The sequence below is a fragment of the Pseudomonas sp. P7758 genome, assembly GCF_013386485.1.
Taxonomy (GTDB): Bacteria; Pseudomonadota; Gammaproteobacteria; order Pseudomonadales; family Pseudomonadaceae; genus Aquipseudomonas.
Genome location: NZ_JACARS010000051.1, coordinates 34,215 through 51,229, shown reverse-complemented (window position 1 = coordinate 51,229; position 17,015 = coordinate 34,215). Strand labels below are relative to the sequence as shown.

The window sequence follows — 17,015 nt, the reverse complement described above, 5'->3', positions numbered from 1 at the left end:
GGGCTCAGTCCTGTACACTGCACGACCTTGGCAGCCACTCTTTTCCCCGGCTGCGCTCCCGATCCTGGATTTTCCGGCCATGCAGAAAGAAACCGAAATCAAGCTCCGTGTCAGCCGCGAAACCCTCGCCGCGCTGCGTGAGCACCCGTTACTGAAAAAACGCAACAAAAGTGGCTGGGAACGCCGTGAGTTGATGAACCAGTACTTCGACACCCCGGAACGCGACCTGGCCCAGGCCAAAGTGGCCCTGCGCCTGCGCAAAGACGGCGACGAAGTGATCCAGACCCTCAAGACCCGTGGCCAGAGCGTCGCCGGCTTGTCGGAACGCAATGAGTACAACTGGGACCTGGCCAAAGCCAAGCTCGACGTGAAGAAACTCGACGGCGAATGCTGGCCCGAGCAACTGGCCGAGCTGGACAAAAAGACCCTCAAGCCGATCTTCACCACCGATTTCGTCCGCGAACGCGCTGAAATCGCCTGGGGCCGCGGCAAGGCCAAGGTGGTGATCGAAGCCGCCCTGGACCTGGGCCACGTGGTTGCCGGCAAGCAGAAAGAAGAAATCTGCGAGCTGGAACTGGAACTGCGCGAAGGCGACCCGGCCGCCCTGCTGGAGCTGGCCGCTGAACTGGCCGCGACCCTGGCGCTGATGCCGTGCGATATCAGCAAGGCCGAGCGTGGCTATCGCCTGTTCGACGCCAACAGCTACTCCCTGAGCCTGCCGGCACCGGTGCTGCACGCCGAAATGCCGCTGGACGACGCATTTGCTGCCGTCATGTGGCATCTGTTGGGCAGCAGCCAGCGCCTGGCCGAGCAATACCGTTTTAACGGCCACTGGCGTCTGCTGCAGGACTGGGTGGAAAACCTCGGCGAACTGCGGGCCCTGCTCGGCAGCCTCGGCCAGGCCGCACCGCGTCAGTCCACCAGCGAATTGCGCGCCGCACTGGACGCCTTGCTGGAAGACTGGCGTCCGCTGGTCCAGGCCGGTGACGACGATGAAGACATCCGCAAGGCCGCGCCGGAGCAGTTCGCCGAAGAACTGGAAGACGTGCGCTGGGGTTTGTTCTCCCTGACCACTTCCCGCTGGCTGCTGGCCCGCACCTGGGCCGCGGATCGCAACGTGCGTGGCAATCGCCAGGGCGCTGCACAGCTGGCCAACTGGCTGCCGCGCCTGCTGGCCGATGACGCCGTTGCCCTGCAACTGCCGCGCTACCAGCAACAGCCGGAAGACCTGGCCGAGCAACTGCCGCGTATCGAACGCATCCTGGCCTGGCTGCACCATGCACGCCAGGTGCTGGATATCGCCGAGCTGGACCGTTTGTATGGCGAGCTGAACAAGCTGGCGCACCTGGCCAACCAGCCGATCACCGATGAGTCGCTGGATGCGCGGATGCATCAGGCGATTGCGGTGTATCAGAATCGCGCCTGGAAAACCCTGCTGCGCCTGTAAAACCTTGTGGCGAGGGAGCTTGCTCCCTCTTCACTAAAATCAGGCCAAGACAACTATCAGCGCAACACCGGCAAACTCGTGGTGGACTTGATCTCCGACAAGGCCACTATCGAGTTGACCTCCTGAATCCCCGGCACCATCGACAGCTTCTCAAAGAAAAACCGCTCATACGCCTCGATGTCCGACGTGACGATCCGCAGTAAAAAGTCCACCGCCCCCATCAGCACATAACATTCCAACACTTGCGGAAAACCGCGAATCGCCTCGGTGAATTCAGTGAAGTTGGAACGGCCGTGGGCGTTGAGTTTCACCTCGGCAAAAATCTGCGTATTAAGGCCGATTTTCTTGCGATCCAGCAGGGTGACCTGGCCGCGAATCACACCCTCCTCTTTCAGCCGCTGAATCCGGCGCCAGCACGGCGACTGCGACAGGCCGACCTGTTCGGCGATCTGCGCGCTGGAGAGCGAAGCGTCTTCCTGCAACAGCGCGAGAATGCGCCGGTCGTACACGTCCAATTCAGCGTGCATAGAAATACCCATTAATCATGATTTAAAGAATTACATGATTCTCTTATAAGCCAATACAGGCTGTTTTAGATAAGAAATCTCCCGCGACGAATGCAAAAATTTCTCCAGTCGAATCCGGAGAATCATCATGCACGTCGTCGAAGCCTCCCACCCCGCCCAACGCGTTGACGCCTGGGCCGTCAGCAATGCCCACTGCCAGGCGCACTATCAAATGCTCGCCGAGGCTGAACCCGACGTGCTGTGCCGGGTGCTCAACTATTTTGCCCTGCAGTTCCTGGTGCCACGTCAGGTGAGCGTGCAGCGTGAAGACGACCTGCTGGCGATCGATATCGTGATGGATGGCCTGAGCTGGCACCGGGCCCAGGTGATCGGCGAAAAACTTCGTAACCTGATCAGTGTGTGCTCGCTGGAGCTGCGCCCGGCAGATGCTGCGCGGCCTCTGGCGGTCCAGGCGGCCGCTCAGTAAAAGCCTGCAATAAACCCCGGAGGCCGAAGCGCAAAGGGTGACTAGCCTGAGGACTACGCCTAATCGTTGCCCAGGAACGTCACCATGTCCGTTGCGCCAAATCCCCAGGATCGCTGGCTGGAAATCCATCAGTTGTTGCCTGCCCTGATCGACCAGGGCCTGGTGCCCGCCGACCTGGCCCTACCGGCGAACAGTGGGCTGCATCCCCTGGAATGCATTGCCAGCCAGGGGCCGTCTCTGGAAATGCTGACCGAATGGCTCGCCCGCCACTGCGGCCAGCCCTACCTGCGTATCGACCCGTTGAAAATCGACGTCGCGGCGGTGGTGCCGCTGATGTCCTATGCCTTTGCCCAGCGCCACAAGATCCTGGCCGTTGCGGTCGACGCCCACAGCGTTACCGTCGCCAGTGCCCAGCCTTACGTATGCAGTTGGGAAGCCGGCCTGGCTCAGGTGTTGAAGCGCTCCATCAAGCGGGTGCTGGCCAATCCCCAGGAGATCCAGCGCTGCACCGTGGAGTTTTACCGACTGGCGAAATCGGTCAGCGGCGCCATTGATCAAAAAACCTCCGGCGCGCCGAATATCGAACAACTGCTCAATCTCGGCGCCAGCGACCAGGAGCCCGACGCCAATGACGCGCACATCGTCAACATCGTCGACTGGCTGTTGCAGTACGCCTTTGGCCAGCGGGCCAGTGATATCCATATCGAACCCGGACGCGATCAGGGGCGCGTGCGTTTTCGCATCGACGGGCTGCTGCATGATGTCTATCAATTCCTATCCCAGGTGACGATGGCGGTGGTCAGCCGCCTGAAAAGCCTGGGCCGGATGAACGTGGCGGAAAAACGCAAACCCCAAGACGGCCGGGTGAAGACCAAAAGCCCCACGGGCGGGGAGGTGGAACTGCGCCTGTCGACCTTGCCCATAGCCTTCGGCGAAAAGCTGGTGATGCGAATTTTTGACCCGCAGGTGCTGCACAAGGATTTCCAGCAACTGGGACTTTCCAACGACGACCTGCAACGCTGGCAATCCATGACCGGCCAGGCCAACGGCATCATCCTGGTCACCGGCCCTACCGGTTCCGGCAAGACCAGCACGCTGTACACCACGCTCAAGCAATTGGCCACTCGCGAGGTCAACCTGTGCACCGTCGAAGACCCGATCGAGATGGTGGAGCCGGCCTTCAACCAGATGCAGGTGCAGCACAACATCGACCTGACCTTCGCCAGCGGCATCCGCGCCCTGATGCGCCAGGACCCGGACATCATCATGATCGGCGAGATTCGCGACCTGGAAACCGCAGAAATGGCGATCCAGGCCGCCCTGACCGGGCATCTGGTGCTGTCGACGTTGCACACCAACGATGCGCCCGGCGCCATCAGCCGCTTGCTGGAACTGGGCATTCCCCATTACCTGATCAATGCCACGCTGCTGGGGGTGATGGCCCAGCGCCTGGTCAGGCTGTTGTGCCCGCACTGCAAGCGGCAAGCCGGGCAGGTCCATCAGGCAGTGGGTTGCGGCGAGTGCCGGGAAAGTGGCTATCGGGGTCGAGCCGGGGTCTACGAGATCATGCTGATGAACGATCGCCTCAAGGCCCTGGTCAGCCCGGGCACCGACCTCCAGGCCCTGCGCCTGGCGGCCCTTGACCAGGGAATGTGCAGCTTGCGGTCCGCCGGTATGCGCAAGGTAATGGCAGGACTGACAACACTTGAAGAGGTACTGCGAGTGACGCCTGGGGATTCAGAAACAAATCCTTTGATCGATGGCGCGGTAATCCGTCCTTATCCGTGACAACACCGTTACAATCGGAAAAACCTCGCTTCACCGTCACCAGACAAGGAATCGTTATGCAGATCGGAACCGTACTGCTTCTTTTTGTAGGCTTGGCCGTCGCCATCCTCTTCATGGGTTTCAAGGTGGTCCCGCAGGGTTACCAGTGGACAGTCGAGCGCTTCGGCCGCTACACCAACACCCTCAAGCCCGGCCTGAACATCATCATTCCGGTCATGGACCGCATCGGTCGCAAGATCAACGTGATGGAAAGCGTGCTGGATATCCCACCCCAGGAAGTCATCACCGCTGACAACGCCACGGTGCAGATCGACGCCGTGTGCTTCTTCCAGGTGGTCAATACCGCCCAGGCTGCCTACGAGGTGAACAACCTCGAACACGCCATCCGCAACCTGCTGCAAACCAACATCCGTACCGTGCTCGGCTCCATGGAGCTGGATGCGATGCTCAGCCAGCGTGACGGCATCAACGAAAAACTGCTGCGCACCGTCGACGAAGCCACCGCACCGTGGGGCATCAAGATCACCCGGATCGAGATCAAGGACATCAGCCCGCCTGCCGACCTGATGGCCGCCATGTCCGGCCAGATGAAGGCCGAGCGGATCAAGCGTGCGCAGATCCTCGAGGCCGAAGGCCTGCGAGCCTCCGCGATCCTGACCGCCGAAGGCAAGAAGCAGGCGCAGATCCTGGAGGCCGAAGGTGGTCGTCAGGCCGCCTTCCTGGAATCCGAAGCCCGCGAACGTCAGGCCGAGGCCGAAGCCCGCGCCACTCAAGTGGTATCGGAAGCCATCGCCACCGGTAACGTGCAGGCCATCAACTACTTCGTCGCCCAGAAATACATCGACGCACTGGGCAAGCTGGCCTCGGCCAACAACAGCAAGGTGATCCTGATGCCGCTGGAAGCCAGCCAGGTGATTGGCGCAGTCGGCGGCATCGGCGAAATCGTCAAGGCAACCTTCGACAACAAGAAAGCCTGAGGCACGCACCATGTGGGAATTCCTGCAGCACCTGTCGTTTTGGGACTGGCTGGCACTGGGCACGGTGCTGTTGATCCTTGAAGTGTTCGGTGCCGGTGGTTATCTGCTGTGGATGGGCATCGCCGCGGCAGCCGTGGGCGTGATCAAGTTCCTGGTGCCGAGCCTGGGGCTGGAGTGGCAACTGCTGCTGTTCGCCGTGTTGTCGATCCTCACGGCGGTGTACTGGTGGCGACGCCAGCGCAGCAGCGCCAAGGTCAGCGACCAGCCGGGGCTGAACATGCGCGGCTCCGAGTTGATCGGTCGCACCTTTGTGGTGCATCAGGCCATCGTCGAGGGCCGTGGCAAGATCAAGGTGGGTGACGGTGTGTGGATGGCATCCGGGCCGGACGCGCCGGCTGGGGCACACGTACGTGTCATTGGTCAGGAAGGCGTGATTTTGCAGGTTGAAACTGTTTAGTCATCCATGGAACTCGGCTGGGCTATCTACAATCAAACTGTTCAGATAACCCAGTCGGAGTCACCCATCATGCGTCTAAAATATGCTGTCGCAACCCTCGCTGTGCTTTCCCTTCCTGTCGGTTCAGCCATGGCCGACAGCTTCTGGCGTAATGTCATCTCATCGGGTGCCACGACCGGCTCGACGTACCTGACCTTCAAGGACCACAAAATGGTAGTCGCCGCCCAGGACGACGCCGGTAGCTTCGTCGCCAGTGACGGCAACATCCGTGGCCCATACCTGGAAGCTGCGATGCAGAAAGTCCGCGCCGATAACCCTGGCCTCAAGGCCACGGATATGGACCTGGCGAACGCAATCCTGGCAAAAAACGCCATTGCTTCCGAGTAATACCGCCGCATAAAAAATGCCGTTCCTCGAGAGCGGCATTTTTTTGCCCTGATTTCCTACGCCAGACGCTGGCGATTCCGCATCTGAACAGGAAAAGTCCTGTCGAGTTGCAGGCGCGCCCGGCAACAAGCTATCGATTCCCTTCAGACTGAGTGAATCGATGACCATGCAAAAACTCTCCTACGCCCTGCTGCTCGCCGCGGTTGCCACGCCTTATGCCCAGGCAGAAAGCTGGTACGGGTCGGCAAAGCTCAACAGCGCCCGGCAGAATCTCTCAAGCTCACTGCTGACCAGCCCACGCGTAACCCACCGGGTAGAAGCCCCCGACAGCAGCAAGACGTTCACCGGCTCATTCGCCGTGGGCTATGCCTTTGCCGATGGCTGGCGCCTGGAGGGGGAATACACGATGCCCAGCCACTCGACCTTCAAATCCCATTGGGCACCGTTCAATGCCAACGTCAACAGCCTGCGCACCGACAGCCAGCGCCTGATGCTCAACGGTTATAAAAACATCCCGATCAATGAATGGCTGTCGTTCTACGGTATGGCGGGAGTCGGCGTGGCCCAGGTTGACGCCGAGGGTTACCAGACCAACGACACCCGCCGTTTCGCCAGCAATCGCCAATACAACTTCGCCTACAGCGTTGGCCTGGGGCTGGATGCCAAGGTCAGCGAAACCCTGACCCTGGGTACCGGCTGGCGTTACGTGGACATGGGCGGGATCGAGACCGGCTACAACACGTTCGCCAATCGGATAAACGCCCGGGACGAACAGCTCAAAGGCAAGCTCAAAGAGCAGAACGTGTTTCTTGAGGCACGCGTTGCCTTCTGACACCGATGCTGAAATGCCGCTCCCGAGGCGGCATTTTTTGTTTCAGGCGGGACGATTCATTCACAGACGACAGGCTATATTCAGTCGAGCCGTGCAACCATGCCCGGCATTGATATGCTTTTTTCTCATCGCCTTCTGAAACGGATGCCTTCAACGTCATGAGCCAACTGCCCTTTCTGCCGTTCTCCAAGCCCACTATTGATGAAGCCACCATCTCGGCGGTAGGCGACGTACTGCGCTCCGGCTGGATCACCAGCGGGCCGAAAGTGCAGGCGTTCGAGGCGCAGTTGTCGGAATATTTTGGGGGGCGCCCGGTGCGTACCTTCAACTCGGGCACCTGCACCATGGAGATTGCCTTGCGCATCGCCGGTATCGGGCCTGGTGACGAAGTCATCACCACCCCGATTTCGTGGGTAGCCACGGCCAACGTGATTCTGGAAGTCGGTGCCACGCCGGTGTTCGCCGACATCGACCCGGTGACCCGCAATATCGACCTGGCGCAGGTCGAAGCCGCGATCACACCGCGCACCAAGGCAATCATCCCGGTATACCTGGCGGGCCTGCCGTTGGACATGCCATTGCTCTACGCGCTGGCCAACAAGTACAACCTGCGCATCGTCGAAGATGCAGCCCAGGCCCTGGGTTCCAGCTGGGATGGCCAACGCATTGGCGCTACCGGCGATTTCGTATCGTTCAGCTTCCAGGCGAACAAGAACATCACCTCGTCCGAAGGCGGCTGCCTGGTATTGAACAACGCTGAAGAAGCGCGCCTGGCGGAAAAATATCGCCTGCAGGGCGTGACCCGCACCGGCTTCGATGGCCTGGACGTGGATGTACTCGGCGGCAAGTTCAACATGACCGACATCGCAGCAGCCATCGGCCTGGGCCAGTTTGCCCATATCGAGAAGATCACTGCCCACCGCCAGGAACTGGCGCGTCACTATTTCGAATGCTTCGGCAGTGATTTTGAAGCGCAGTACGGTGCGCAATTGCCACCGGCAGACTTCGAAAACAGCAACTGGCACCTGTTCCAGCTGGTACTGCCGGAGCGCCAGGACGGCCTGCCCGCACGCGCCACGTTCATGGAGCAGATGCAGGCCCATGGCGTCGGCATTGGCTATCACTACCCGCCGATCCACCTGCTGAGCTTGTACAAGGCACAGGGATTCAAGGAAGGCATGTTCCCGGTAGCGGAAAAAGTGGGGCGTTTGATTGTGTCGTTGCCGATGTTCACGGCGATGACGAAAGCGGACGTAGAGCGTTCGGTAGCGGCGGTAAAAGCGGTGTTGAAGCGCTGACAAAACCTTTGCGGGAGCCGGTTGCCGGCTCCCGCAGCGGGATCACTCGCCGATGGCAGCCTTGTAGCCGGCAGCGTCCAGCAATTTTTTCAGTTCATCCGGGTTGCTTGGCTTGAGCTTGAAGATCCAGGCGCCGTAAGGGTCGGAGTTCAACAGCTCTGGCTCACCGCTCAAGGCGTCGTTCACCGCGATCACTTCGCCAGCAATTGGCGAGTAGATATCCGAAGCGGCCTTCACCGATTCAACCACGCCGGCCTGGTCAGCCGCCTTGAACACGTTGCCGACTTCGGTCAACTCAACGAACACTACATCCCCCAATGCTTCCTGGGCATGGTCCGAGATCCCGACGGTCACGGTGCCGTCAGCTTCCAGACGGGCCCATTCGTGACTTTCGGCAAAACGCAGGTCGGCAGGGATATCGCTCATAGTCTGTGTCCTCAAGGAAAAATGTCAGCGGCCATTGGCCCGCCGGAAAAGTTAGATCAATGTTTTGCCATGGCGCACGAACGTCGGTTTGACCACCCGAACCGGGTACCACTTGCCGCGGATTTCCACCTCGGCCCGGTCAGCAGTCGCCGACGGCACACGCGCCAGGGCAATGGATTTGCTTAGCGTAGGAGAGAAACTACCACTGGTGATCTCTCCTTCGCCAACATTGGCGATACGAACCACCTGGTGAGCGCGTAAAACCCCGCGCTCTTCCAGCACCAGGCCGACCAGCTTGGACTTCACACCCGCAGCCTTTTCGGCTTCCAGGGCGGCGCGGCCGATGAAATCGCGCTCGGCCGGCTCCCAGGCGATGCTCCAGGCCATGTTGGCTGCCAGGGGCGAAACGTCCTGATGAATATCCTGACCGTAGAGGTTCATGCCGGCCTCAAGGCGCAGCGTGTCGCGGGCGCCGAGGCCGATGGGCGAAATGCCTGCGCCTACCAGGTCGTTGAAGAACGCCGGGGCCTGATCGGCCGGCAGGACAATTTCAAGACCGTCTTCGCCGGTGTAACCGGTGCGCGCGATAAACCAGTCGCCGTCAGCCAGGCCTTCAAAGGGCTTGAGCTGATGGATCAGGGTGGCGCGGGACTGGGTCACCAGTTCAGCGATCTTTTGCCGGGCATGGGGGCCTTGAATGGCGAGCATGGCCAATTCGGGCCGCTCGCGGAGCTGGGCCTGATAGCTGCCGAGCCGAGCCTGCATCCAGGCCATGTCCTGGTCACGGGTGGCGGCGTTGACCACCAGCCGGTAACCGCCCTCGGTACGGTAGACGATCATGTCGTCCACCACGCCGCCCTGCTCGTTGAGCATGGCGCTGTATAACGCGCGGCCGCAGCCGTGCAATCGGTCAACATCATTGGCCAGCAAATGCTGGAGCCATTCCTTGGCCTGGGGGCCTGTGATATCGATCACGGTCATATGGGATACATCAAACACCCCGCAGTCGCGTCGCACCTGATGGTGCTCCTCAACCTGCGAGCCGTAGTGCAAAGGCATATCCCAACCGCCAAAATCGACCATTTTCGCGCCAAGGGCGAGATGCAGGTCATACAGAGGCGTGCGCTGTCCCATGGGTTTCTCCTTCCGGGCGTGGCGAAGGTGCGGACGGTCGCCGTTCGGGCCGCACGCCTTGAAATACAAGGCCTGTAGCCGCGTTCAGCAACCCGATCTGAAAGATCGACCGCACCGAATGCCGCGCATTGTAGCCTCAAGCCGTAGGACTGGCACCTAACCGATTCGTCGCGCCGAACGTCGGATCAACCCGATGACCGGTAACAGCCCCACCAATACCAGGGTCAGGGCCGGCAGCGAAGCCCGCGCCCACTCCCCTTCGCTGGTCATCTCGAAAATCCGCACCGCCAGCGTGTCCCAGCCGAACGGGCGCATCAGCAGGGTCGCCGGCATTTCCTTGAGCACATCGACAAACACCAGCAGCGCCGCGCTCAGGGTGCCCGGCAGCAAAAGTGGCAGATACACTTTGCAAAACAGTCGCGGCCCGCTGACCCCAAGACTGCGGGCGGCTTCCGGCAAGGACGGACGGATTCGCGCCAGGCTGTTTTCCAGCGGCCCGTAGGCCACTGCGATGAAGCGCACCAGATACGCCAGCAGCAAGGCCGACAAACTGCCCAGTAACAGCGGTTTGCCGGCGCCCCCCAGCCAGCCGGAGACCGGGATCACCAGTTCACGATCCAGGTAGCTGAACGCCAGCATGATCGACACCGCCAGTACCGAGCCGGGCAGCGCGTAGCCTACGTTGGCCAGGCTGATGCCGGAGCGGATGGCCCGGGTGGGCGCCAGGCGATGGGCGAACGCCAGCACCAGGGCCACGCTGACGGTGATCAGGGCAGCCATACCGCCCAGGTACAGGGTATGGACGATCAAACCGGCGTAGCGCTCGTCCAGGTCGAAACGGCCACGCTGCCAGAACCAGGCCACCAGTTGCAGCATCGGGATCACGAACGCGCAGGCGAACACCAATCCGCACCAACCACTGGCCGCCGCAGCCTTGAAGCCGCGCAGGTGGTAAAGCGCCTTGCCGCGAGGTCGCTCATTGGTCGGCCGGCTGGCGCCCCGGGCACGGCGTTCGCCGTACAGCACCAGCATCACCACCAACAGCAACAGGCTGGCCAGTTGCGCGGCACTGGAGAGGCTGAAAAAGCCGTACCAGGTCTTGTAGATGGCGGTGGTAAAGGTGTCGAAGTTGAACACCGAGACGGCGCCGAAATCCGCCAGGGTTTCCATCAGCGCAAGGGCCACGCCCGCACCGATGGCGGGACGCGCCATGGGCAGGGCCACCCGCCAGAACGCTTGCCACGGCGACTGCCCCAAGACACGCGCCGCTTCCATCAGGCCTTTGCCCTGGGCGAGGAACGCGGTGCGTGCCAGCAGATAAACATAGGGGTAGAACACCAGCACCAGCACGATGATCACACCGCTGGTCGAGCGCACACGCGGCAGGCGCAAGCCTGTACCAAACCATTCGCGCAGCAGGGTTTGCACCGGGCCGGAGAAGTCCAGCAGGCCGACGAAGACGAAGGCGAGCACATAGGCGGGAATCGCGAAGGGCAGCATCAACGCCCAGTCCAGCCAGCGCCGGCCGGGGAATTCGCAGAGGCTGGTCAGCCAGGCCAGGCTGACGCCCAGCAGCGTAACGCCCACACCGACGCCCAGCACCAGGGTCAAGGTGTTGCCCAGCAGACGTGGCATCTGGGTTTCCCACAGGTGGGACCAGATCTGGTGGTCGATGGTCTGCCACGACAGCAACAGCACGCTCAACGGCAGCAGCACCAGGGCGGCGACGGTGAAGACCGGCAGGTACCAGCGGCGTTGGGCGGGATGGGCCAAAGGTTAATTCTCAGAGAATGAATAGCTTGAAGCCAGCGCTAACCAATGTGGGAGCGGGCTTGCTCGCGAAAGCGGCGTGTCAGTCAACGCCTATGTGACTGATACACCCTCTTCGCGAGCAAGCCCGCTCCCACACAAACCCGCCCCCACATTTAGATCGGCGGCGCCTTGCAAATTGTATCTAGTTCCAGCCAGCGCGATCCATCAAGCGAATCGCCTCAGCCTGACGCTTGCCCGCCACTTCCACCGGCAATGTGTCAGCCACAAACTTGCCCCAGGTCGCCACCTCCGCCGACGGCGGCACCGCCGGGTTGGCCGGGAATTCCTGGTTCACATCCGCAAAGATCTTCTGCGCTTCCGGCGTGGTCATCCACTCCACCAGCGCCTTGGCTGCTTCCGGGTGCGGTGCATGCTTGGTCAGGCCGATGCCCGACAGGTTGACGTGCACCCCGCGGTCGCCCTGGTTCGGCCAGAACAACTTCACCGCCAGGTCCGGCTTCTGCTTGTGCAGGCGGCCGTAGTAGTAGGTGTTCACGATGCCCACGTCACACTGCCCGGCGTTGATCGCTTCCAGCACGGCAATGTCATCGGAGAACACGTCGGTGGACAGGTTGTTGACCCAGCCCTTGACGATTTCTTCGGTCTTGGCCGCGCCGTGGGTTTCGATCAGGGTGGCGGTCAGCGACTGGTTGTAGACCTTCTTCGCGGTGCGCAGGCACAGGCGGCCTTCCCACTGTTTGTCGGCCAGGGCTTCGTAGGTGGTCAGGTCGCCCGGTTTCACGCGATCGGTGGAGTAGGCGATGGTCCGCGCTCGCAGGCTCAGGCCAGTCCAGGCATGGGCCGAAGAACGGTATTGAAGGGGAATATTCTTGTCGATCACCGCAGAGGTGAACGGCTGCAGGATGCCCATCTGCTCGGCCTGCCAGAGGTTGCCGGCGTCGACGGTGAGCAGCAGGTCGGCGGTGGCGTTTTCACCTTCGGCCTTGATGCGCTGCATCAGCGGCGCTTCCTTGTCGGTGATGAACTTCACCTGCACGCCGGTCTTCTTGGTGTAGGCGTCGAACACCGGCTTGATCAGTTCGTCGATGCGCGAGGAGTAGACCACGACCTCATCGGCCGCCTGCACGGTGGTGCTGCCGATAAGAGTGAGTGCCAGGGCAGTCAGGAGGCGCTTGGGTGCCAGCATGGGTGCGGTCTCTCATTTGCAAAAAGAGCGCAAATGATAAGGACTCACATTTGGTAACGCTCAACGGAGCCGTTACCAGATGTTGCACAGCGTACTCAGGCCTTGGCCAGCTCCGGCAAATCCCCGGTCAAACCCAATGCCTGACGCACAAACAACGCCTTGGCCTCCGGCATCTGCTCAACCACCTTCAGCCCTGCATTACGCAGCCAGCGCAACGGCAGTTGATCGGCCTGGAACAACCGCTCAAAGCCTTCCATCGCCGCCATCAGCGCCAGGTTGTGGGGCATGCGCCGACGCTCGTAACGGCTGAGCACCTTCACATCCGCCAGGCGCTCGCCGCGCTCGTTGGCCGCCAGCAGCACCTCGGCGAGCACCGCCGCATCGAGGAAGCCCAGGTTCACGCCCTGCCCCGCCAGCGGATGAATGACGTGGGCCGCGTCGCCAATCAATGCCAGGCCTTCGGCCACGTAACGTTTGGCGTGGCGCTGACGCAACGGCACGCACAGCCGTGGATCGGCGCTTATCACGCTGCCCAGGCGGCCTTCGAAGGCATTTTCCAGTTCACGGCAGAAGCTTTCATCGTCCAGCGCCATCAAGCGCTCGGACTCACTCGGGGTGGTCGACCAGACGATCGAACACCAGTCTTCCTGCCCGTCCCGCACCAGCGGCAGGAACGCCAGCGGGCCATTGTCGGTAAAACGCTGCCAGGCCGTCTTTTGATGCACCTGGCTGCTGCGCACACTGGTGACGATGGCGTTGTGCAAATAATCCCACTCACGGGTAGCGGTGCCGGTCAGGCGACGTACTGCCGAGTTGGCACCGTCCGCCGCGACCACCAGTGGCGCGCGCAAGGTGCGGCCATCGGCGAGGGTCAGCAGCCAGTCATCGCCGGAGCGGCGCATCTGTTCCAGGCGCGCATTGGCCAGCAGGCCGAGGTCGCAGTCGTGCAGGCGGTCGAGCAAGGCGTCCTGGACCACACGGTTTTCGACGATATGCCCCAGCACCTCGGCATGCACGCTGGCCGCCGAGAAGTGGATCTGCCCGGTGCCGCTGCCGTCCCACACCTGCATCTCGCCGTACGGGCTGGCACGTCGCTCGACAATCCCGTCCCACACGCCAAGGCGCTCGAGGATGCGCTGGCTGGCGGCCGACAAGGCGCTCACCCGCGGTTCGAACGCAGCATGAGGGTCGAACGGCTTGACACTCAGGGGGCTGCCGTCGAGCAGCAGCACCTGCAGGCCACTGCCCTGCAACGCCAGCGCCAGGGCGCTTCCGACCATTCCGGCCCCGACAATCAGCACATCTGCGCGCATGTCCATGCTTTAAGCCTGTCTCGATTGCAGCTTGCGCCGCACGTAAAGGGTTTTGTCGACCCGCGCCACCAGGGTGCCGGAGCCGTCATGAATCTGTACCTTGAGCTGCGGTAAATACTTGTCGCCGCTGGCGGTGTGCTGGCGAATCTCGTCCAGCAACGCTTGGTCGATGGAAAATTCGGCGAACACCGGGCCTTTGCCCGGCGAGATAAAGTCGATAGCGGCAGCCTTGTCCCAGACAATGTAGTCGCGGCCCAGGTTCTCCATCAGCATCAGCATGTAGAACGGGTCGACCATCGAATACAGGCTGCCGCCAAACTGCGTGCCGACGTAGTTGCGGTTGTACCAGCCCAGGCCCATGCGCACCTTGACCTCGCGGAAATCGCTGCCGATGTGCAACACCCGAACTCCGGCCCCGAGGTACGGCGGGTACAGGGTCATGATCCAGCGCAACAGCCGCGCCTTGCCCAGGCGTCGGGTCAGCCACTCACGCATCGGGACGGGTACCCAGGCCCATGGCCTGGCGCGCGAACCAGCGCTTGGCCGGCGGCAGCAAGTCGAGGCCCAGCAAGCCCATGTTGCGGCCCAGCGCGACCAACGGTTGCGCACTGCCAAACAGGCGGGTGACCTGATCGGAGAAGCCGACGGTGAGCTTCTGGTCCATGCGCTGACGCTCGCGGTACGCCTGCAGTGTCGCCAGGTCGCCCGGAATCGCCGGCCCGGCCAGCAGCGCCTCGGCCAACGCGTAGGCATCCCGCAGGGACAGGTTGAAGCCCTGACCGGCAATCGGGTGCAGGCTGTGGGCGGCATTGCCAAGTACGGCCAGATGAGAGCGCACTTGTTCTTCCGCTTCCACGAGCGTCAGCGGGTACAGGTGGCGCGCACCGACTTGCTTGAGGGTGCCCAGGCGGTAGCCGAACACGCCCTGCAGTTCACTCAGGAAGCTGCGTTCGTCCAGCTCGGCCAGGCGCTTGGCGTCCATGCCGATGCGGGTCCAGACCAGCGCGCAGCGGTTGTCCGGCAACGGCAGCAAGGCCATCGGGCCTTCGTCGGTGAACCGCTCGAACGCCTCGCCGTTGTGGGCCTCGCTTGGGGTGATGTTGGCGATCAGCGCGCTCTGGTTGTAAGGCCGCTTTTTAACGCCGATGCCCAGTTGCTCGCGCAAACCTGAGCGACCGCCATCGGCCAGCACCGCGAGGTCGCACTCCAGCACGGTTTCGTCATTGAGGGTCAGGCGGTAGCCATCGGCAAGCGGCTCCATGCGCGTAACTTCCGCCGGGCAACGCCAACTGACCACGTCCTTGTCCAGCCCTTGCCACAGGCATTGGCCGAGCCAGGCGTTTTCCACCACGTAGCCAAGCGCCGGCACGCCCTCTTCCATGGCCGACAGGCGCGCAGTAGAGAAGCGGCCACGGTCCGACACATGAATCTGTTTGATCGGCTCGGCGCGGCGAGAGATTTCCTGCCATACGCCCAACCGTTGATAGATCTGCCGCGCGCCAAAGGACAGCGCTGAAGAACGCGCGTCATAGCTCGGCTGGTAGCTGTCGCCGGGGGCAAACGGCTCGATCAGCACGATCTTCCAGCCCCGGGCCTTGGCCCCGGCCTGCAAGGCCAATGCGAGGCTGGCACCCACCAGGCCGCCGCCGATAATCGCCAGGTTGACCCGGCTCATCGGGCGCTCGCCATCAATGCTTCGATCTCGGCGACGGACTTGGGCACGCCACCGGTCAGAATTTCACAGCCTTGCTTGGTCACCACCACGTCGTCCTCGATGCGTACGCCAATGCCACGCCATTTCTTCGCCACGTTCTGGTTGTCCGGCGAGATGTAAATCCCCGGCTCCACGGTCAGTGCCATGCCGACTTCCAGCACCCGCCACTCGCCGCCGACCTTGTATTCGCCGACATCGTGCACATCCATCCCCAGCCAGTGGCCGGCGCGGTGCATGTAGAAGGCTTTATAGGCTTCACTGGCGATCAGTTCGTCGACATCACCCTGCAACAATCCCAGCTTCACCAGCCCGGCAGTGATCACTTGCACCGTCGCCTCGTGGGCCTGGTTCCAATGCTTGTTCGGGGCGATTTCAGCAAAGGCGGCCTCCTGGGAAGCCAGCACGATTTCATAAATCGCCTTCTGCTCGGCGGAAAACTTGCCGCTCACCGGCCAGGTGCGGGTGATGTCGCTGGCGTAGCAGTCGATCTCGCAACCGGCGTCGATCAGCACCAGGTCGCCGTCCTTGAGCACCGCGTCATTCTGCTGGTAATGCAGGATGCAGCTGTTGCGCCCCGAGGCGACGATGGAACCATAGGCCGGCATCTTCGCCCCGCCCTTGCGAAACTCGTAGTCGAGCTCCGCTTCCAGGCTGAACTCATGCAACCCGGCGCGGCTGGCCTGCATCGCCCGTACATGGGCCGCGCAGGAAATCCGCGCCGCCTCGCGCATCACCTTCACTTCTGCCGCCGATTTATACAGGCGCATGTCATGAAGCAGATGATCCAGGGCAACAAATTCGTTCGGTGGCTGGGCGCCGAGGTGCGCTTTAGAGCGGATCACGTTGATCCACTCCATCAGGTGCCGGTCGAATTCGGCATTGCTGCCCATGGCCGAATACACCCGGTCGCGGCCTTCGATCAGGCCGGGCAGGATGTCGTCGATATCGGTAATCGGGAAGGCGTCATCCGCGCCAAAATCGCGAATCGCGCCTTCGGTGCCCGCTCGCAGGCCGTCCCACAGTTCGCGCTCGGCATTGCGTTCGCGGCAGAACAGCACGTACTCGCCGTGCTGGCGGCCGGGCATCAGCACGATCACCGCCTCCGGTTCGGGGAAGCCGCTCAGGTACTGGAAGTCGCTGTCCTGGCGGTAGACGTGCTCGACGTCACGGTTGCGGATGGCTACCGCGGCCGCCGGCAGGATGGCGATGCTGTTGGGTTCCATCTGCGCCATGAGCGCCTTGCGGCGCCGGGTGTATTCCGCTTTGGGGATATGGATCATGGGCAGATGG

General features: G+C 62.0%; 17 protein-coding genes. 8 read left to right on the top strand and 9 right to left on the bottom strand.

Annotation, left to right across the window (positions count from 1 at the left end; all coding sequences use genetic code 11):
- Nucleotides 1-79: 79 nt before the first annotated feature.
- On the top strand, nt 80-1,447 hold the full coding sequence (locus tag HX873_RS10995) for an inorganic triphosphatase (RefSeq protein ID WP_003213918.1): 1,368 nt from the start codon (nt 80-82) through the stop codon (nt 1,445-1,447).
- A gap of 56 nt (nt 1,448-1,503) precedes the next feature.
- On the opposite strand, the gene HX873_RS10990 is transcribed toward HX873_RS10995, so the two are convergent.
- The gene (locus tag HX873_RS10990; RefSeq protein ID WP_003213920.1) at nt 1,504-1,974 is read right to left on the bottom strand and encodes an Lrp/AsnC family transcriptional regulator; all 471 of its coding nucleotides are present in this window, start codon (nt 1,972-1,974) and stop codon (nt 1,504-1,506) included.
- A gap of 127 nt (nt 1,975-2,101) precedes the next feature.
- On the opposite strand from HX873_RS10990, the gene HX873_RS10985 reads away from it, so the two are divergent.
- The 7 genes from HX873_RS10985 to HX873_RS10955 all read left to right on the top strand — a co-directional run bounded on the left by HX873_RS10985 (nt 2,102) and on the right by HX873_RS10955 (nt 8,179).
- Nucleotides 2,102-2,440, top strand: a complete 339-nt coding sequence (locus tag HX873_RS10985; RefSeq protein ID WP_003213921.1) for a hypothetical protein — start codon at nt 2,102-2,104, stop codon at nt 2,438-2,440.
- An 84-nt stretch (nt 2,441-2,524) separates the two neighbouring features.
- On the top strand, nt 2,525-4,228 hold the full coding sequence (locus tag HX873_RS10980; RefSeq protein WP_177122664.1) for a GspE/PulE family protein: 1,704 nt from the start codon (nt 2,525-2,527) through the stop codon (nt 4,226-4,228).
- Between the two features lie 56 nt (nt 4,229-4,284).
- Entirely contained in the window at nt 4,285-5,205 is a 921-nt protein-coding gene (locus HX873_RS10975; RefSeq protein ID WP_003213925.1) for an SPFH domain-containing protein, read from the top strand.
- Nucleotides 5,206-5,215: 10 nt separating this feature from the next.
- On the top strand, nt 5,216-5,662 hold the full coding sequence (locus HX873_RS10970; protein ID WP_008438897.1) for an NfeD family protein: 447 nt from the start codon (nt 5,216-5,218) through the stop codon (nt 5,660-5,662).
- A gap of 69 nt (nt 5,663-5,731) precedes the next feature.
- The gene (locus tag HX873_RS10965) at nt 5,732-6,049 is read left to right on the top strand and encodes a DUF2388 domain-containing protein (protein ID WP_008438896.1); all 318 of its coding nucleotides are present in this window, start codon (nt 5,732-5,734) and stop codon (nt 6,047-6,049) included.
- Nucleotides 6,050-6,209: 160 nt separating this feature from the next.
- On the top strand, nt 6,210-6,881 hold the full coding sequence (locus HX873_RS10960) for an outer membrane protein (protein ID WP_008438895.1): 672 nt from the start codon (nt 6,210-6,212) through the stop codon (nt 6,879-6,881).
- A 158-nt stretch (nt 6,882-7,039) separates the two neighbouring features.
- Complete coding sequence (locus HX873_RS10955; RefSeq protein WP_102604086.1) at nt 7,040-8,179, top strand: DegT/DnrJ/EryC1/StrS aminotransferase family protein; 1,140 nt, start codon at nt 7,040-7,042, stop codon at nt 8,177-8,179.
- A gap of 42 nt (nt 8,180-8,221) precedes the next feature.
- Here the strand turns inward: HX873_RS10955 and gcvH are convergent, their stop codons facing one another.
- The 8 genes from gcvH to pepP all read right to left on the bottom strand — a co-directional run bounded on the left by gcvH (nt 8,222) and on the right by pepP (nt 17,005).
- Nucleotides 8,222-8,605 carry a glycine cleavage system protein GcvH gene (gcvH, locus tag HX873_RS10950; RefSeq protein ID WP_087693282.1) on the bottom strand — a complete coding sequence of 128 codons (384 nt, stop codon included), beginning with the start codon at nt 8,603-8,605 and terminating at the stop codon, nt 8,222-8,224.
- Nucleotides 8,606-8,656: 51 nt separating this feature from the next.
- Nucleotides 8,657-9,739, bottom strand: a complete 1,083-nt coding sequence (gene gcvT / locus HX873_RS10945) for a glycine cleavage system aminomethyltransferase GcvT (RefSeq protein WP_003213938.1) — start codon at nt 9,737-9,739, stop codon at nt 8,657-8,659.
- A 156-nt stretch (nt 9,740-9,895) separates the two neighbouring features.
- On the bottom strand, nt 9,896-11,512 hold the full coding sequence (locus HX873_RS10940; protein ID WP_134327502.1) for an iron ABC transporter permease: 1,617 nt from the start codon (nt 11,510-11,512) through the stop codon (nt 9,896-9,898).
- Between the two features lie 181 nt (nt 11,513-11,693).
- Nucleotides 11,694-12,698 carry an extracellular solute-binding protein gene (locus tag HX873_RS10935; RefSeq protein ID WP_008438892.1) on the bottom strand — a complete coding sequence of 335 codons (1,005 nt, stop codon included), beginning with the start codon at nt 12,696-12,698 and terminating at the stop codon, nt 11,694-11,696.
- A 95-nt stretch (nt 12,699-12,793) separates the two neighbouring features.
- Nucleotides 12,794-14,011, bottom strand: coding sequence for a 2-octaprenyl-3-methyl-6-methoxy-1,4-benzoquinol hydroxylase (locus HX873_RS10930; RefSeq protein ID WP_162835188.1), 1,218 nt, complete (start codon nt 14,009-14,011; stop codon nt 12,794-12,796).
- Between the two features lie 9 nt (nt 14,012-14,020).
- The gene (locus HX873_RS10925; protein ID WP_003213946.1) at nt 14,021-14,506 is read right to left on the bottom strand and encodes a DUF4442 domain-containing protein; all 486 of its coding nucleotides are present in this window, start codon (nt 14,504-14,506) and stop codon (nt 14,021-14,023) included.
- Nucleotides 14,499-15,686, bottom strand: a complete 1,188-nt coding sequence (gene ubiH / locus HX873_RS10920) for a 2-octaprenyl-6-methoxyphenyl hydroxylase (protein ID WP_003213948.1) — start codon at nt 15,684-15,686, stop codon at nt 14,499-14,501. The genes HX873_RS10925 and ubiH overlap by 8 nt, the downstream gene beginning before the upstream one ends.
- Nucleotides 15,683-17,005, bottom strand: coding sequence for a Xaa-Pro aminopeptidase (pepP, locus tag HX873_RS10915; RefSeq protein ID WP_102370134.1), 1,323 nt, complete (start codon nt 17,003-17,005; stop codon nt 15,683-15,685). Before pepP ends, ubiH begins: the two co-directional genes overlap by 4 nt.
- Between the last annotated feature and the right edge of the window lie 10 nt (nt 17,006-17,015).

Bases quoted from the DNA above. Each gene is read 5' to 3' on its own strand.
- HX873_RS10955 (WP_102604086.1), top strand. From the start codon at position 7,040: ATGAGCCAACTGCCCTTTCTGCCGTTCTCCAAGCCCACTATTGATGAA.
- HX873_RS10985 (WP_003213921.1), top strand. From the start codon at position 2,102: ATGCACGTCGTCGAAGCCTCCCACCCCGCCCAACGCGTTGACGCCTGG.
- HX873_RS10980 (WP_177122664.1), top strand. From the start codon at position 2,525: ATGTCCGTTGCGCCAAATCCCCAGGATCGCTGGCTGGAAATCCATCAG.
- HX873_RS10925 (WP_003213946.1), bottom strand. From the start codon at position 14,506: ATGCGTGAGTGGCTGACCCGACGCCTGGGCAAGGCGCGGCTGTTGCGC.
- HX873_RS10970 (WP_008438897.1), top strand. From the start codon at position 5,216: ATGTGGGAATTCCTGCAGCACCTGTCGTTTTGGGACTGGCTGGCACTG.
- gcvH (WP_087693282.1), bottom strand. From the start codon at position 8,605: ATGAGCGATATCCCTGCCGACCTGCGTTTTGCCGAAAGTCACGAATGG.
- HX873_RS10960 (WP_008438895.1), top strand. From the start codon at position 6,210: ATGACCATGCAAAAACTCTCCTACGCCCTGCTGCTCGCCGCGGTTGCC.
- HX873_RS10965 (WP_008438896.1), top strand. From the start codon at position 5,732: ATGCGTCTAAAATATGCTGTCGCAACCCTCGCTGTGCTTTCCCTTCCT.
- gcvT (WP_003213938.1), bottom strand. From the start codon at position 9,739: ATGGGACAGCGCACGCCTCTGTATGACCTGCATCTCGCCCTTGGCGCG.
- HX873_RS10935 (WP_008438892.1), bottom strand. From the start codon at position 12,698: ATGCTGGCACCCAAGCGCCTCCTGACTGCCCTGGCACTCACTCTTATC.
- pepP (WP_102370134.1), bottom strand. From the start codon at position 17,005: ATGATCCATATCCCCAAAGCGGAATACACCCGGCGCCGCAAGGCGCTC.
- HX873_RS10990 (WP_003213920.1), bottom strand. From the start codon at position 1,974: ATGCACGCTGAATTGGACGTGTACGACCGGCGCATTCTCGCGCTGTTG.
- HX873_RS10975 (WP_003213925.1), top strand. From the start codon at position 4,285: ATGCAGATCGGAACCGTACTGCTTCTTTTTGTAGGCTTGGCCGTCGCC.
- HX873_RS10930 (WP_162835188.1), bottom strand. From the start codon at position 14,011: ATGCGCGCAGATGTGCTGATTGTCGGGGCCGGAATGGTCGGAAGCGCC.
- HX873_RS10995 (WP_003213918.1), top strand. From the start codon at position 80: ATGCAGAAAGAAACCGAAATCAAGCTCCGTGTCAGCCGCGAAACCCTC.
- ubiH (WP_003213948.1), bottom strand. From the start codon at position 15,686: ATGAGCCGGGTCAACCTGGCGATTATCGGCGGCGGCCTGGTGGGTGCC.